The organism is Actinoplanes sp. NPDC049265 (genome assembly GCF_043197135.1).
In the GTDB taxonomy this organism is placed as follows: Bacteria; Actinomycetota; Actinomycetes; order Mycobacteriales; family Micromonosporaceae; genus Actinoplanes.
On the sequence record NZ_JBICSP010000033.1, the window covers coordinates 53,597 to 70,257 of the forward strand.

At 71.2% G+C, this 16,661-nt stretch carries 8 protein-coding genes; 5 read left to right on the top strand and 3 right to left on the bottom strand.

Annotation, left to right across the window (positions count from 1 at the left end):
- Positions 1-49 precede the first annotated feature (49 nt).
- Positions 50-1,396: a LuxR C-terminal-related transcriptional regulator gene (locus ACGFIO_RS42100; RefSeq protein ID WP_392836334.1), complete on the top strand. Its 1,347-nt coding sequence runs from the start codon at positions 50-52 to the stop codon at positions 1,394-1,396.
- Here ACGFIO_RS42100 and ACGFIO_RS42105 read toward each other — a convergent pair.
- Together ACGFIO_RS42105 and ACGFIO_RS42110 are read right to left on the bottom strand one after the other, a co-directional pair.
- A complete protein-coding gene (locus tag ACGFIO_RS42105) occupies positions 1,384-6,984 on the bottom strand; it encodes a type I polyketide synthase (protein ID WP_392836336.1) in 5,601 nt (1,866 codons plus the stop codon). The two genes, ACGFIO_RS42100 and ACGFIO_RS42105, sit on opposite strands and share 13 nt — an antisense overlap.
- Positions 6,985-7,037: 53 nt before the next feature.
- Complete coding sequence (locus ACGFIO_RS42110; RefSeq protein WP_392836339.1) at positions 7,038-8,276, bottom strand: cytochrome P450; 1,239 nt, start codon at positions 8,274-8,276, stop codon at positions 7,038-7,040.
- Between the two features lie 226 nt (positions 8,277-8,502).
- Between ACGFIO_RS42110 and ACGFIO_RS42115 the strand changes: the two genes are divergently transcribed.
- The 3 genes from ACGFIO_RS42115 to ACGFIO_RS42125 are packed head-to-tail and all read left to right on the top strand — an operon-like array spanning position 8,503 to position 12,838.
- Positions 8,503-10,095 (top strand): class I adenylate-forming enzyme family protein, encoded by a 1,593-nt coding sequence (locus tag ACGFIO_RS42115; protein WP_392836341.1) that lies wholly within the window; start codon positions 8,503-8,505, stop codon positions 10,093-10,095.
- 11 nt (positions 10,096-10,106) lie between these two features.
- On the top strand, positions 10,107-11,339 hold the full coding sequence (gene hemA / locus ACGFIO_RS42120; RefSeq protein ID WP_392836343.1) for a 5-aminolevulinate synthase: 1,233 nt from the start codon (positions 10,107-10,109) through the stop codon (positions 11,337-11,339).
- Entirely contained in the window at positions 11,336-12,838 is a 1,503-nt protein-coding gene (locus ACGFIO_RS42125; RefSeq protein WP_392836345.1) for an AMP-binding protein, read from the top strand. Before hemA ends, ACGFIO_RS42125 begins: the two co-directional genes overlap by 4 nt.
- A 438-nt stretch (positions 12,839-13,276) precedes the next feature.
- Here ACGFIO_RS42125 and ACGFIO_RS42130 read toward each other — a convergent pair whose 3' ends face one another.
- The gene (locus tag ACGFIO_RS42130; RefSeq protein ID WP_392836348.1) at positions 13,277-13,420 is read right to left on the bottom strand and encodes a hypothetical protein; all 144 of its coding nucleotides are present in this window, start codon (positions 13,418-13,420) and stop codon (positions 13,277-13,279) included.
- Positions 13,421-14,158: 738 nt separating this feature from the next.
- On the opposite strand from ACGFIO_RS42130, the gene ACGFIO_RS42135 reads away from it, so the two are divergent.
- Positions 14,159-16,180 (top strand): hypothetical protein, encoded by a 2,022-nt coding sequence (locus tag ACGFIO_RS42135; RefSeq protein ID WP_392836349.1) that lies wholly within the window; start codon positions 14,159-14,161, stop codon positions 16,178-16,180.
- Positions 16,181-16,661 lie beyond the last annotated feature (481 nt).

The following is a 16,661-nucleotide window of genomic DNA, read 5'->3' on the forward strand; positions in this document are numbered from 1 at the left end:
CGATCGAACGAACGTTACGCCCGAGCACCACCGCGAGCAGGGTGGCGACTTGGTAACACGGGGTCAAGGCCACAGCGAGCACGCGTCGGCCGCGCGATGGAGCGACGACCACGCCGGGCTCCTGCGGTGGGACGCCGGGCACGACCGGGACTCATGCGATGCCTATCGCCTGAGCAGCCTCTCGGAGCGCAGGTGGCTGGCGGGCGACATCAGGCCCGGCATGGAGTTCGCCCGGCTCGCCGCCCGGTCCGGGTGTTGCGGGTCGTGCGGCGGGTGTGCGGAGCTCGCCACCATCCGGCTCGCGGAACTGTGGTGCCGGGTGCGCGACACCGACCAGGCCTTGTCCATCCTGGACGCGATCGACAGTGCCGGGTCGGCGCCGGCCGGGTCGGAGAGATCAGTGGCCGCGACGCTGGTCCGCGCCAACGTGCTGGCCACTATCGGCGACCTGTCGGCCGCAGCCGAGCTGGCCACCACGGGCCTGGCCCTGGCCCGCCAGAGCGGCACGCACTCGTGGCTGCCGGTCGGCCACATCGTGCTCGCCATGGCGTCGTTCCAGCGCGGCGACATGCGGACCGCCGTCCAGTACCGCGGTCATCTCGCCCAGGACAGCGTCTTCCGGCGCGGGATGTCGTCGGTGGCCCGCGCGGCGTGGGCCACCATCCTCATCACCGAGGCCGAACAGGGCGCCGAGGCGGTCGCACCGCTGGTGGCGGAACTGGCCGGGCCGGGGCCGGTGCGGTCGGAGCTCTTCATCTCCGAGCCCGGCGCGGCACCCTGGCTGGTCCGGTTCGCGCTGCGCACCGGCGAGCCCGCCCTGGCCCGGCTGTACTCCGCTCACGCGGCGCGGGTCGCCTCCTCGAATCCGGATTACCCCTCGGTACGGGCGGCCGCGCTGCACGCCAAGGGCCTGCTCGACGACGATGTGGACGGACTCCGCGGGGCCGCCCGCCGGCACCGGGACCGCTGGTCGGCGGCGTCGGCGATGGAGGACGTCGGTACGCTCCTGGCCCGGCGGCACGGCCTCGTCGAGGAGTGCCTGCTGGCCTTCGAGCAGGCGGCGGCCGAATACCAGGCGATCGGAGCGCTCCGGGACCACTCGAGGGTCAAGGGACGGGTACGCCGGCTCGGTGTCGCCACCGGGCCGACGCTGACCGGGACCACTCAGCACGGCGTGGCCGGCCTGACCGAGCAGGAGTACGCCGTCGCCAAACTGGTCGCCGAGGGCTACACCAACGTCCAGGCCGCCGGCCAGCTGTTCCTGTCCCGGCACACGGTCGCCTTCCACCTGCGGAAGATCTTCCGGAAGCTCGGCGTCACCTCCCGCGTGCAGCTGGCCGCCGTATGGAGCGAGCTGGACGCCCCGCCGTCCGAGGCCGGCGGCTACGCGGCGTAGACGGGATCGGCCGGCTCCGGGGCCGGCGAGTCATTGTCCGATCCGGCGATCCGCGCCACCAGGTCCACCACCCCCGCCTCCCGCAGTTCCGCGAAGGACAGCGACTCGAGCATGGTGCGGAACCTCTGTTCGTCGCCGCCGGCCGGCTCGGCCTCCGGTTCCGCGGCGACGGGGGTACCGACGCCGAGCCGCTCGTTCAGATGCCGCGCGACCGCCGCGGCCGTCGGGAAGTCGAAGACGAGGGTCGCGGGGAGGCCGAGGTCGGTGGCCGCGTTCAGGCGGTTGCGGAGTTCCATGGCCATCAGGGAGTCGAACCCGAGGTCGCGGAACTCCTGATCGAGGGGTGGCTGCTCGGCCGAACGGAGGCCGAGCACCTGGGCGACGCTCGTACGCACGAGATCCCGCAACGCCACCTCGCGCTCCGGGCCGGCCAGCGTGCGCAGACGCTCCAGCAGCGCGGGGTCGGCGCTCTGGCGTACCGCCTCGCGCCGCGGGGAACCGGCCAGACTCCGCAGCATGGGTGCGACCAGGTCGGCCTGGGCCGCCCGGCGCAGCAGGCGCAGTTCCAGCACGACCGGAAGCACCAGGCTCCGGTCCACCGCGGCGACCCGGTCGAACAGCGCCAGGCCGGCGGCACTGGTCAGCGTGCCCACACCCGAGCCGGCGATCTGGCGCCGGGCCCGCTCGTCCAGGTGACCGGTCATGTCGCCGGCCACCTCCGCCCAGGGCCCCCAGGCCAGGGCGATGCCGGGAAGGCCCTCGGCCCGGCGGTGTGCGGCCAGGGCGTCGACGAAGGCGTTGGCCGCGGCGTAGTTGGCCTGGCCGATGTTCCCCAGGGTGGCCGCGACCGACGAGAACAGCACGAAGGCCCGCACCGGCAGGCCGGCGGTGAGCTCGTGCAGATGCCAGGCGGCCGCGGCCTTGGGGGCGAACACCCCCGTCATCCGCCGGGGGGTCAACGAGGTCACCAGTGCGTCGTCCAGGACTCCGGCCGCGTGCACCACCGCGGTCAGCGGATGGTCCTCGGGCACGCCGGCCAGCAGCCGGGCCGTGTCGGCCCGATCGGACACGTCGCAGGCGGCGATCGTGACGTGGGCGCCGGCCTCGGTCAGCTCGGCCTCGAGCTCGGCCGCCCCGCGGCTGACCCGGCCCCGCCGGCCCGCCAGCAGGAGGTGCCGTACGCCATGCTCCCGCACCAGATGCCGGGCCAGCACCGACCCCAGACCACCGAGCCCGCCGGTGATCAGCACCGTCCCCGACGGGTCGAGCACGTCGCCCCAGGTCTCGCCCGCGCCGTCCGCGGCGGGGCCGTGCGCCGGCCGCAGGCGCGCCACCCGGGGGGCGAAGCTCTGCCCCCCGCGGACCGTCACCTCAGGCTCGCCCGAGGCCAGCACCGCCGGCAGCAGGGGCCAGCAGTCCTCCAGCCCGTCGGGCCACGCGTCCACCGCCACCTGGGCGATGCGGCCACGATGCTCGCCGGCCGCCGACCGCACCAGCCCCCGCGTCGCGGCCCACCGCAGGCCGATCCGGTCCGGGTCGGGTTCACCGGCCGGGTCGCCGTGCTCGGTCAGCACCACGAGCCGGCTGGCCGCGAGCCGGTCGTCCGCGGCCCACGCCTGGATCTCACCGAGGATGCGGGTGGCCAGCTCGCCGGCGGCGGCCGGGACGTCAGCCCGGCGGCCGGGACCGATCGCCAGGACGACCGCGTTCGGCGCCGCCGCTCCCATGTCCACCGCGCTCCGCAGCTCGGCGACGTCGGCGAACACCGCGTCGGCGCCCGGCAGCCGCCCGTCGTCATCACCGACCACGACCCATCCACCGGTCGGCAGGACCGCGTCGGCCAGCGGGAACGGCTCCCAGAGCATCTCGTACAGCGGCTGCGGCGCGCCCGCCCGCAGCATCGCCAGCTGGTCCGTGGCGATCGGCCGGACCCGCAGCTCACCGATCTCCGCGACCGGCGCGCCGGTCGCGTCGGCGGTGCGGATCGACACTGACTGCTCGCTCACCGGCTGGATGTGCACCCGCAGCGCGGTGGCGTGCGAGGCCACCACCCGCCCGCCGCCCCAGCTGAACGGGACGGTGACCGTGCCGGACTCGTCGCCGCTGCGCTCGGCGGTCAGCAGCACGTGCAGGGTGGCGTCCAGCAGGGCGGGGTGGACAGCGAACGCGGCCGCCCGTTCGTGTTCGTCCTCGCCCAGCTCGACCTCGGCGTACCAGTCGGCACCGCGACGCCACGCGGCCTTCAGGCACCGGAAGACCGGGCCGTAGCCGTAGCCGCGGGCCTCGAGCCGTTCGTACAGGCCGGCCAGATCGATCGCGGTGGCCTCGGCCGGCGGCCAGGTCCGCAGGTCGTCGGTCGGCTGCGCGTCGGAGGTGGACGGTTCGCCGGTCAGGGTGCCGGTGGCGTGCTGGGTCCAGGCGGCCGCGCCCGCGTCGGACGCCGGACCGGCGTCTCCGGCGGTGTCCGGCTGGGAAAACACGTCCACCGATCGGCGGCCGTCGCCGCCGGGCGGGCCGACGCGGACCTGGACGCGTACTCCGCCGGCCTCGGGCAGCACCAGGGGCGCCTGGACGGTGAGATCCTCGACCACGGGGAGGCCGACGCCGTCACCGGCGCGGACGGCCATCTCGACCAGTGCGGCACCGGGAACCAGGACCACGTCGTGGATGGTGTGGTCGGCCAGCCAGGGGTGGGTGGTCAGCGACAACCGGCCGGTGTACGTCACCCCGTCGTCCCGGCCGGCCAGCTCCACCATGGCCGCGAGCAGCGGATGTCCGACCGGCACCTGACCCAGCGCGGCGGCATCCGACGGCCGGTGCCGGGTCCGCAACCAGTACCGCTCGTGCTGGAAGGCATAGGTGGGCAGCTCGACGTGCCGGGTGGGGGCGGGATACAGGGCGGTCCAGTCGGGGACGAGGCCGGTGGTGTGCAGCCGGGCCAGCGCCTGCAGCAGGGTGCCGGCTTCCGGCCGGCCACGTCGCATGCTCGCTACCACGGTCAGGCCGGCGACTTCCGGCAGGTTCCGGTGGACCAGCGGGGTGAGAACCGCGTCCGAACCGACCTCCAGCATGACGGTGACCTGCTCGGCGTGGACCGCCTGGATCGCCTGGGCGAAGCGCACGCTCTGCCGGACGTGCCGCACCCAGTAGTCCGGGTCGGCCAGTTCGTCGGCCCCGACCGGGCGGCCGGTCGTTTCCGACACCAGCGTGACGCGGGGCGGCATGAACCGGAGCCCGGCGACGACCGCACGGAACTCGTCGGTCATGGCGTCCATGGCCGGGGAATGGAACGCGTGGCTGACCGGCAACCGGTGGCTCTTGCGGCCTCGCTCGGCGAACCCGGCCGCGATCTTCTCCACCACGTCGGCCCGGCCGGACAGCACCACCGAGTCGGCGGCGTTGACCGCGGCCACGTCGGCGTGCCGGTCGTGCCCGGCCAGCGCCGAGCGGGCCTCGTCCTCCCCGGCCTGGACGGCGATCATCGCCCCGCCGGCCGGTAGCGCCTGCATCAGCCGGCCCCGCGCCGCGACCAGGGTCACCGCGTCGGCCAGGGTCAGCACACCGGCCAGATAAGCCGCCGTGATACCGCCCAGCGAGTGGCCCACCAGCACCGCCGGCCGTACGCCCCACGACTCCCACAGCCGGGCCAGCGCCACCTGCACGGCGAACAGCCCGGCCTGCGCGAACGACGTCTGGTCGACCAGCGCCGTGGGCTCGTCCCCGGGGTCACCCAGCACCACGTCGGCCAGCCGGTGCCCGTCCAGGTCACCGAAGAGCGCACACACCCCGTCGAACGACTCCGCGTAGGCCGGGAACCGGGCGTACAGATCGCGTCCCATTCCGGCGTACTGCGCGCCCTGGCCGGGCAGCAACCAGCCCAGCCGGGCGGTCGCCGGAGCCGAACCCACCACTCCGGTCAGGGCCCGTGGGTCCGCCTCATCCGCTGCCAGCGCCGCGAGCCCTCCGATCAGATCCTCGTGGGTGGACGCCACCACCACCCCGCGGTGGCTGAGCGACGCCCGGGTCGTGGCCGCCGCGAAACCCAGCTCGGCCAGGCCGACGTCCGGGTGGCCGGCCACGTGGTCGCGCAGCTGGGCCGCCTGCCACCGCAACGCCGCGGCGGTATGACCCGACACCGGCACCAGGACCGGCTCCGGCGTCCCCGCGGGCCGTTCGGGGTCGCCGGGGGGCGCCACGGCCGGTGCCTGTTCGAGGATGACGTGGGCGTTGGTGCCCGAGATCCCGAAGGAGGACACCCCGGCCCGGCGGATGCCCGAACCGGGCCAGGGCTGGGCATGCTCGGCCAGCCGCACCGCGCCGGACTCCCAGTCGACCTGCCGGGAGGGCTCGTCGACGTGCAGCGTCGCGGGCACCATGCCGTGCCGCATCGCCATCACCATCTTGATCACCCCGGCCACCCCGGCCGCGGCCTGGGTGTGGCCGAGATTCGACTTCACCGAGCCAACCAGCAGCGGTCCCGCCTCGCCGCGGTCCCGGCCGTAGGTGCCCAGCAACGCCTGCGCCTCGATCGGGTCGCCCAGCCGGGTGCCCGTGCCGTGCGCCTCGACCACATCCACCTCGGCGGCGGTGACGCGTGCGTCGGCCAGCGCCGCCCGGATCACCCGACGCTGCGACGGCCCGTTCGGAGCGGTGAGGCCATTGCTGGCTCCGTCCTGGTTCACCGCGCTGCCGCGAACCACCGCCCACACCTGGTGACCGCGGCGTACGGCGTCCGACAACCGTTCCACGACCAGCACGCCGACGCCCTCGCCGAGCGCGGTGCCGTCGGCCGCCTCCGCGAACGCCTGGCACCGCCCGGCCGGCGACAGCCCACGCTGCCGGCTGAACTCCACCAGCATGGACGGCGTCGCCATCACCGTCACCCCACCGACCAGCGCCAGCGAGCACTCGCCGCGCCGCAGCGCCTGAGCCGCCTGGTGCAACGCCACCAGCGACGACGAGCAGGCGGTGTCCACCGTGACGGCCGGTCCGACCAGCCCCAGCACGTACGACACCCGGCCCGAGACCATGCTCATCGCCATGCTGGTGACACTGGGTGTGGTCATGCCCTCGAACTCGTCCGGCGAGGTCCGCAGGGTCGGACCGTAGTCGGTGAACATGACACCGGCGAACACACCGGTGTCGCTGCCGGCCAGCGACCGCGGGTCGATCCCGGCCCGCTCGATCGCCTCCCACGACGTTTCGAGCAGCAACCGCTGCTGCGGGTCCATGGCGAGGGCCTCACGCGGCGAGATGCCGAAGAGCGCGGGGTCGAAGTCGCCGGCGTCGGCGAGGAACCCGCCTTCCCGGGCCCGGGAAGTGCCGGGCCGCTCGGGATCGGGGTCGAACAGGCCCTCCAGGTCCCAGTCGCGGTCCTCGGGGAACGGTGACATGCCGTGGTCACCGTCGGCGACCAGCTTCCACAGGTCCTCGGGACTGGCCACGCCGCCGGGGAAACGGCAGGCGACACCGACGATCGCGATCGGCTCGTGGTACGCCGACTCGACGTCGGACAGCTGCTGTCGCGCCTGAAGGAGGTCGCTGGTCAGCCGCTTGAGGTAGTCGCGATACTTCGCCTCGCTGGTCATGGCCGGATGTCCCCTCGACGCTTCAGTGCCTGACAACACATGCGGTGCACCGGCTACGCCGGCGGAGCCGCGTCGAACCGGATCGGCAGTGCGACAGTGCCGTGCACGGTCAGCCCCTCCCGCCAGACCAGGTCCTCGACCGGTACGTCGAGCCGGGCGTGCCCGAGTCGATCCAGCAGGGCCGCGATGGCGATCTGCGCCTCGATGCGGGCCAGCGGCGCGCCGACGCAGCGGTGGATGCCGTGCCCGAAGGCCATGTGGCCGGAGGCGTCCCGGGTGACGTCGAAGGCGTCCGGGTCCGGGTACTTCCCGGCATCGCGATTGGCCGATGCCATCAGGACGAAGACCTGGTCCCCCCGAACGATCGGCTGGCCGGCGATGACCGTCTCCTCGCGGGCGTAACGCGGCGGGAACACCTTGGCCGGACCGCCGAAACGGAGCATCTCCTCGACCGCACCCGGGACCAGCGCAGGATCGGCCCGGAGCTTCGCCAGCTGCTCAGGGTGGCGCAACAGGGCCAGTACACCGTTGCCGATCAGCGTCGCCGTCGTCTCGAACCCACCGACCACCAGCAGCAGCGCCATCGCGACCAGTTCGCTGTCGTTGAGCCGGTCGTCCGCCCGCGCGCTGACCAGGGCGCTGAGCAGGTCGGTGCCGGGGTTCTGCCGGTGCCGACCGATGAGCTCGGTGAAGTACGCCCACGTCTCGCGAAGGGTATGACTCATCTCGCCGTAGTTCGCCTCGACCGACGGTGAGATCAGCACGTTGAACCAGTTGCTGAAGACCTTCCAGTCCTCGTGCGGCACGCCCAGCAGCTCACAGATGACCGCGCTGGGTAACGGGTAGGCGTACGCCTCCATGAGATCGACCGAACCGCTCACCGGAAGCGCGTCGATCAGACCGTCGGCGATGGACTGCACCCGAGGGCGCAGCGCCTCGGCCCGCTTCGTGGTGAACTCCCGGGTGATGATCCGGCGCAGCCGGGTGTGATGCGGCGGGTCGCTGTAGAGCAGGATCGGCAGCCGATCGTCGATGTTCAGCAGGCCCTGACTCTGTTGCATCGCTTGGAAGGCCGAGTCGGCCACGCGCGTGCTGCTGGACAGCCGCGGGTCCAGGAACGCCTGTCGCGCCGCGTCGTACCCGACGACCAGCCAGGCGCTGCGGCCGTTGTTGAACTCGACCCGGTGGACGGCGCCGGACTCGCGCAGCCGGGCGAAGGCCGGGTGCGGGTCGATGTCGAAGGCGGCGCCGAAGATGTCGGCGGCGCTGACGGTACGGACGTCCGAAGGCAATGTCGTACCTCGATTTCCCGGGGCATCGGCCGACCGCGACCGACAGGTCGGGACACAGTCTCGTCCGGTCGGCGACGACCCCACATCACCAAGATGAGTAGTCCTACCCGGACATATCGGACGGTCTCCGAATCGCGGCATACCGGTCGCACCCATGGGGCAGCGATCGTGCACGAATGGGCCGGCTCGCGCGAACGGGAGCGTCCGGCATGCCAGGATCGGCCCCATGCATCACCCCGCCCGATCGGCGCAGATCGATGATTTGGCTCCCGCCTGGTGGACCCGGATCGGCGGGTACGCGGCAGATCTCCTCACGGCCCTGACCGTCCGGCCCGAACAGACGGTCCTGCACCGGCACGACCGCGACATGACCGGGGGCGAGCTCGTCGCCGCCGTCACCGCCGCCTACCACGCGATGGGCCGGCTCGGCGTCGGACCGGGCAGCGTGGTGGCCGTTCTCGTCGAACCGAACCACTCCGACATGCTCGTCGCCCGGTATGCGGCCAACCTTCGCGGCGCGGCCGTCTGCTATCTGCGTACGACCAACCCGGGCTCCAACGCAGCGGTGCTGTCGACGGCCGACCGGGTCAGGATGCTGGACGACACCGGCGCGGCGGTTCTCTACACCGACGAGGACAACCGGGGCCGCGCGGCCGCACTGGCCGCCGGCGCCCGTACCCCGGTCGTCGTGCTCGCGCCGGTCGACCGCGCCCCCGGGACGGACGGCACGCCCACAGCTACGCCGGTGCCGTGGGACCCGCAACGGCTCGCCGTGATCCTGTTCACCAGTGGCAGCACCGGACGTCCCAAGGGCATCCGGGTGTCCGGCCGGGCCTGGGCGGGCCTGGTGCGCCGCACACCGCCGACCCAGGACGACGACGTGATGCTTCTCAACATGCCGTTGAGCCACACGGCCGGTCCGTTCGTCGACGCGATGATCACCGCTGGCCGCTCAGTCGTCCTCCGGGAGGGCTTCGAGGCCGAACGCTTCCCCGGCGACGTCGTCCGGTACAAGGTCACGATCAGTTTCCTGGGCACCGGCCACGTCGCTCAGCTCGCTGACCATCTCGACCGGAACGGCGAGGCACCAGCCGGCGCCGGGCTGGCCGGCCTGCGGATGCTCATCTACACCGGCAGCGCCCCCGGACCGGCCCGCCTGGCCCGGGCCGTCCGCCGCCTCGGCCCGATCCTCCTGCAGAGCTACGGCACCACGGAGACCGGCGGACTCACCCTTCTCTATCCGCGCGAGCATCACGACCCCGAGCTGTCCGCCAGCGCCGGGCAGCCGTTCCCGCACGTGGAGATCAGTGTGCGGAACGCGGAGTCGGACATCGAGCTCCCGCCGGGCGAGGTCGGCGAGATCTGGGTACGGACACCCCACGTGATGGACGGCTACTGGAACGACCCGGTCCTTTCCGCGCGGGTCGTGCGGGACGGCTGGTACGCGACCGGCGACCTCGGGCACCTGGGCGAGAATGGTTACCTCTACCTGCTCGGCCGGGTCGCCGAGGTCGTCAAGGTTCAGTACACCAAGGTTCATCCCGCGACCGTGGAGCAGGAGATCCTCGGCATGGACGGCGTACGCGACGCGGTGGTGTACGGCCGGCGTGACGACGACTTCGTCGAGTCCCTGCACTGCGCGGTCGTCCTCGGTCCGGGCAGTGCGGTGACCACCGACCAGATCAACGCGCATGTTCGCGCAGCACTGTCAGCGGCGCACGTACCCCAGGACATCGTCGTGCTGGACGAGATCCCGCTGAACCGCACCGGGAAGCCCGACCGGGAGCTCCTGCGTAGCCGCCACCGGGCCGAGAGGTAGAGGAATCCACGTTGGCCAGTCACCTGCGTCACTTCATCGATCGAAGCGACTCACCGGAGAACATAGCGTTCAAACGAGAATTTCTCGAGATCGGCCGGCAGGCCGGCAGCTTCCCCAGCGCGATCGCGAACCGCGACGGCACGCCGACCGAGGTCAGCGTCTGGTGCAGCAACGACTATCTCGGCATGGGACAGCACCCGGCGGTGCTGGCGGCAGCGCGGGCCGCCATCGACACCTACGGCGTGGGCTCGGGCGGGTCCCGCAACATCGGCGGCACCAACCCGTACCACGTGGAGCTGGAGGCCGAGCTCGCCGACTTCCACGGCAAGGAATCCGCCCTGCTGTTCACCTCCGGCTTCGCCGCCAACGACGGGGCGCTGACCGTGCTGGCCGGCAATCCGGACGACACGGCCGTGTTCTCCGACGAGCTCAATCACGCGTCCATCATCGACGGACTGCGGCGCAGCCGGGCCGACAAGTTCATCTACCGCCACAACGACATGGCCCACCTGGAGGAGCTGCTCGCCACGGCCGGACCGGACCGGCCCAAGCTCATCGTCCTCGAATCGGTGCACTCGATGGCCGGCGACATCGCCCCACTGGTCGAGGCGGCCGGGCTCGCGGAGAAGTACGGCGCCAGCACCTTCCTGGACGAAGTCCACGCGGTCGGCATGTACGGCCCGCAGGGCGCCGGCATTGCGGCGCGCGACGGCGTCGTCGACCGGTTCACGGTGATCATGGGTACGCTGGCCAAGGCCTTCGGCACGGTCGGCGGCTACATCGCCGGGCCGGCCGCCATGATCGACGCCGTCCGGATGCTTTCGCGGGCCTTCATCTTCACCACGTCGATGCCGCCGGCGACCGCCGCCGCGGCACTGGCATCGGTCCGTCACCTGCGCTCGTCGGAGGTCGAGCGGGAGAGGCTGGCCCGCAACGCCGCCCTGCTCAAGCGCCTGCTCAGTGACGCCGAGGTGCCGTTGGTGTCGGACCAGTCGCATATCGTGTCTGTGTTCGTCGGCGACGACCGCAAGTGCAAGGAGGCCTCCCGGCTGCTGATCGAGCGGCACGGCATCTACGTGCAGCCGATCAACGCGCCCAGCGTCCGGGCCGGCGAGGAGGTGCTGCGCGTCGCCCCCAGCGCCGTCCACGAGGCGGCCGAGGTGGAGAAATTCGCCGCCGCCGTGCAGCAGCTGTGGAAGGAACTGGAGATCCCGTCCGCACCGGCCCGGCAGTCGCCACGGTGACCACCTCGGTCGCCGCCGTGCTGGCCGACGCGGCGGTACGGCGGCCGGACCACCCGGCCCTGATCTGCGGGACCGAGCGCGTCACGTACGCCGCGCTCTGGAAGGAGTCCCGCCGGTACGCCGCCGCGCTGAGCTGGCACGGCGTCCGCCCCGGGCTGCCGGTGGCCATCCTCGTCCAGGACGACCTGGACTTTCCCCGCGCCTACTTCGCGGTGCTGGCGGCCGGCGCGGTCGCGTTCCCGCTCAATCCCACGTCATCGGTGTCCGAGATCGGCAACGTGCTGAGCGACGCCGGCGTGCGTTTTCTGATCTGCGCAGGCCCGCTGCGGGCTAGGGCGGAGGAGGCGGCCGGCCCACACGGTACGACGATCATCCCCGCCGACGCCCTGCTGGACACCCCGGAACTGCTCGACGGCCTCGTCCCGCGCTCCCCCGACGACCTGGCGGTGGTGTTCTACACGTCCGGAACGACCGGCACGCCGAAGGGCGTGATGCTCAGCCACCGCAACATCCTCAGCAACGTCCACGGGATGCGCGCGATCCCGTACGCATTCCGCGACGACGACGTGCTCCTCGGCGGCCTGCCGCTGGCCTACAGCTTCGGCCAGATCTGCGGCCTGCTGACCGCCGTCCACGCCGGGATCACGCTGGTGATGATGCCCCGGTTCACCGGGACCGAGGCGTTGCGGCTGGCCGTCGACCATCACTGCACCGTCTTCATGGGCGTGCCGACGATGTATCTGAAGATGCTCGACGCGGTGGCCGCCGGCGGCCCGGTACCCGGGTTCGACCGGGTCTACAGCGGCGGATCGGCGCTGCCGGTCACCACCTTCCACGACGTCCGGCGCGTGTTCGGCTGTCCCGTGTACGAGGGCTACGGCGCCACCGAGACGGCCACCAGCCTGACATACAACCATCCTGGCGTCCCGTGCCGCCCCGGAACGGTCGGCGTGCCCATCGACGGCGTCACCATCGGCGTCGCCGAGCCGAACGCCACCGGCACCACCCTGCTGCCGGCCGGGACGACCGGCGAGATAGTGGCCCGCGGTGACAACGTCATGGTCGGCTACCTCGGCCGCCCTGACCTGACCGCCGAAGTCATCACCGACGGCTGGTTCCGCACCGGCGACCTCGGCCGGCTGAGCCCTGATGGTTATCTCCGGGTTGTCGGCCGCAAGACGGAGCTGATTCTCCGGGGCGGGCACAACGTCCACCCGCGCGAGATCGAAGAGGTCCTCACCGCACATCCCTCCGTCGAGCAGGTGGCGGTGATCGGCCTGCCGCATTCCGTGCTGGGCGAGGAGGTGTGTGCGGTCATCATTCCGACCCCTGCGCACGATGCCTCTCCCACCCTGGCCGACGACATCGTCAACTGGAGTAAGACCCGCCTGTCCGCCCACAAGTACCCCCGCCGCGTCCAGTTCGTCAGCGTTTTCCCGACCGGCCCCAGCGGCAAAATTCTCAAGCGCGAACTGGTGTCCTTGTTCGCTGGCCCGTGAGCAAGCCTCCTAGTGCATTTGGCACCTCGGCTTCGAGTTGTCAAAAGCGAACGGATGATTGACGGCTGAGTCCATTACCACCGCACAAGGCCGCTCGTACGGTCGAAAACAGACGCCTACACAAAGGAAAACGGTGCGTGGGCACGCCGAAGACCCGCGGGTGCAATGGAGGGCATGACACTCATGCAGAGCATGAGTGAACCGCGTAGGGGTTCAAATTCCCCCTCGGACACAGAATATCCGCATGGGTGCGTAGAAACCCGTGGTGGTGTTCAGACATCTCTGAGCACCCTTTCCTCCGCACAGAGCCGCATCACGCGGCCGGTCGGCGGGGATGGTCCTCGTGAACACCCTGTCATCTCTCCTGTGATCCCCGCGAGTGGTCCGGCGCCCCGTCCCCGTCATGGCCCCGCCCAGGCGGCGCGCGGGCCGCTACCTCTAGCGGGCCTCGGCGCCCTTGTGGTGGCGGCGCCGATCGCCTGCGCGTTGAGCCCGGTCGACCGCGGCGGCCGGGTCGCTGACCGCGGCATCGTCCGGACTCTCGGCTGGAAGCCTGGGCAGCACCTCGAGGTCGGCGTACACCACGGCGTCCTGGTGGCGGCCCCCGTGGCCGGGGCGCCGGTCGGGTCGACCGTCCGGGTGTCAACCCCTGCCGGCGTGGCCGCGCGACGATGACGGAGCCGACTCGGGTATGCAGCCCGACCGTGTCGCCCGGCGACCAGCCGACATGGGTGACTGGTGTCTTGTCGGCCAGACGTCCGTCGCGGTCGACCGTGGTGACCACCACGCGCGGAACCACGCGACAGACGCTGTCGCGCAAGACAGGTAGGGGCAAGTCCTGCGCGTATCAATGGTGATGTGACGGCTGACGGCTCAGCTGGTTCGGCGCCGGCGGGCGGGATACCACCGCGCGATGACTCAGCCGGCCGCGACCAGAATGGGAAGGGCAGTCAGGGATCGGCGGTGGCGAGATCGACATGGCTGTTCTCATTCCCGTGAGCAGATCTTCGGTGTGTACGTCGCTGAACGTCATACGGCTTCTGCCGTTGGCGGCTTCCGGCCGACATCGACGTACGGATGGGCCGGCTTCAACCCTTCGCCGCCGGCTCGACCTCCTGATCCTCCATCGGTCGGATACCCGTCTGTCGGACCAACATCGTCGCCCTTGCCCGCCGATCAGGTCGTGCCGAGAGTGTCCTCATGGCACACGAATTCCAGGTCAGGGCCGACGAGGCGGCGGCGCGGCCCTCCGTGGATCGCCGCCCGCGCGTCGTCGACGGCCGGCGCTCTCCCCCGGCGCCAGTCGGCCGGATGAGTCCCGTGGACGTCGTTCGCCTGCAACGCAGCGTCGGCAACGCTGCCACCGCGTCGCTCCTTCGCCCGCCCGGCTATGACGATGCGGCGGTGCAGCGTGCGCCGGGCGCCGCCCAGGACGTGTCGAAGCGGATCACGCTGGCGCTGCGCGAGGCCCGGTGGGACGCCGCCGAGGCCGAACGCGCCATGGACCGGCTGATCGACAGCCAGCTGGAGCCCGACGAGACCCGCCGCTTCGACAAGTCGGCCTTCCGGATGCATCTCGAAGGCGCTGCCACCCACCTCGCGATGGTCGAGGCCTTGCTCGCCGGCGTCACCGATCTCAAGCCATTCACGGCCGACGCCGCCGCCGTGCTGGCACCGGTCACCCAGCTGGTCGAGTACGGCGACAGCTACGGCTTCGGGGCCAGCGCCCAGGTCCGGGCGCTGCAACCGCACATGGCGCCGCTGACCCGCTGGGCCGGCACCACCCCCAAGCCGCCGGCGAAGCCACGGACCAACACCCGCCAGGAGCGCGACCAAGGCCTCGTCCTGGCGCTGCGCGCGGTCCGGGCCTCCTGCGACGACGCGATGGCCGAAGAGCCGCCCAGCCCCGAACGCATCGCCGCGGCCGCGCCTCTCATCAGCCGCGACCTGGCCTACGCCCGCGGCCTCACCCCAGGCAGGGACAACGCCGAGGACGTCGACCTGGCCAGCCGAAGTCTGGGCCGCATGCTCGGCTGGGTCGCGGAACAGAACCAGGAGGGCACGAAGAATTCACCGATCAAGGTCCCGGCCGGCTGGGACCACACGGTCGAGCGCGACATCGACGTCATGCGCAAGTGGGCCGGTCTCAAACCGGACGGCTGGAAGAGCGACGTAGTCAAGGGCCAGCTCGTCGCGCCGGACGCCGAACGACCCGACAAGAACGCGACCCAGCAGGCGCTCAACCAGTGGAACGACGACTCCCTCACCACCATCGAGGCGGTCCGACGATGGATAACCACTAACTGGATCGCCTTCATCGGCGCCACCAGCCAGAACCCGCGGCTGTCCTGGGATCCCGGGGTCTTCGACCAGGCAGCCTCCAACTTCGTCGGTAACCTTCTCACCGAGCTGGGCAAGAACGTGATCCAGAAGGGATCGGCGGCGATCGCCGGTGCCCTGATCGGCTCGTTCGCGGGGCCGGTCGGCACGGTGATCGGCTTCGTGATCGGCCTGCTGGTCGAGACCATCGCCTCGGTCGTCTACTCCTACCTGTTCGACGACACCGCCGAGAAGATCGACCAGGCCGGCCGCGACGCCGCCGAACGAACCGGCAAGCAGGCCGAGGCCAAGCACGAGGAGTTCAGCGACGCCGCCGAAGCCGGCCGCCAGCAGCAGCGCAGGGCGTTCGACGCCGTCCAGACGAACCTCGCCGGGGCCGGTAGCAAGGCCAAGGTGGACGCGATCGGCCAGGATCTGCGACGCGACAAGCCGGCAGTGGCCGGTGCCAAGAACACCGGCGACCGGTCGCTGTACCAGGCGATGCTGAGCGACTGGGTGCTGGAGCACGCCGGCGACGAGGAGGACGCCAACAAGAACACGTCCGAGGCGCAATGGGAGGCGGCCCGGGCGAAGACCTTCGGCAAGGGCGACCTGAAGAATAAGAAGGACCTCTGGGCCTATCAGACCCGCGCCGAGTGGATCGAGGCCGGCTTCGACCCGGCCGTCGTGCGCAGCGCCACCGACGCGTACATCACCACCTCCAACAAGGAGGGCGTCGATCCCGAGGACAAATATCACGGCCAGATCTGCTACATGCCGGTGGTGACCTCACCCGAGGCGTTCTTCAACTACCTGGTCCGCAACAAGGCGGCCGTCGCACAGGAGGACTACGACTACATCGCGAAGGACCCCGCCAAGAATGTAAAGGCTACCTGCGAGTTCGACCTAACCACGGCCGACGGCACCACGTACGTCGACGAATGGAACTGGACCGTTCAACTGCTCGGCCGGCCGTCGCGCTGGCGGACGAAAGAGGTCACCTTCGACGTCGAGCCGGATTGAGGCGGCCGGGCCAGCCGAGGTTGCGGTAGTCCGGGGCGACATCGGCTGGCTCTCGACGGCCAGACGGCGTCGTGTCGCTGAACCACGCCGCCGTGGTGTCCGCGTCCGATCTGGCAGGCCACAGCACTGACTCGCGGCCATCCCCGCTGCCGCGGCATACCCAGCCACCAGCGCCTACATCGCACAACGCACCGCCGAGGGACTCACCCCGAAGGAGATCCTGCGCTGCCTCAAGCGCTACACCGCACGCCAACTCTTCCGGATCATGCAGACCAACGCATACACATCCAGTTGACAAGGACCACTCACAGATTGCTGTCCTTTCTAGAGTCTCGCCTGTATCGATCACGAGGCTTCGACGGCCCCCGAATTTGCGGGTGCCTTCATTGAGCCCTTTTCAACCTGATCTTCCAGGTCAGCGAGGGTAGGGGGGTCGGAGATCGATGGGGGCGAGGCTCCCGGTAAGACAGCAAATCGACCA

Coding starts and splice junctions, on each gene's coding strand:
- ACGFIO_RS42105 (WP_392836336.1), bottom strand. CDS start 6,984: ATGACCAGCGAGGCGAAGTATCGCGACTACCTCAAGCGGCTGACCAGC.
- ACGFIO_RS42115 (WP_392836341.1), top strand. CDS start 8,503: ATGCATCACCCCGCCCGATCGGCGCAGATCGATGATTTGGCTCCCGCC.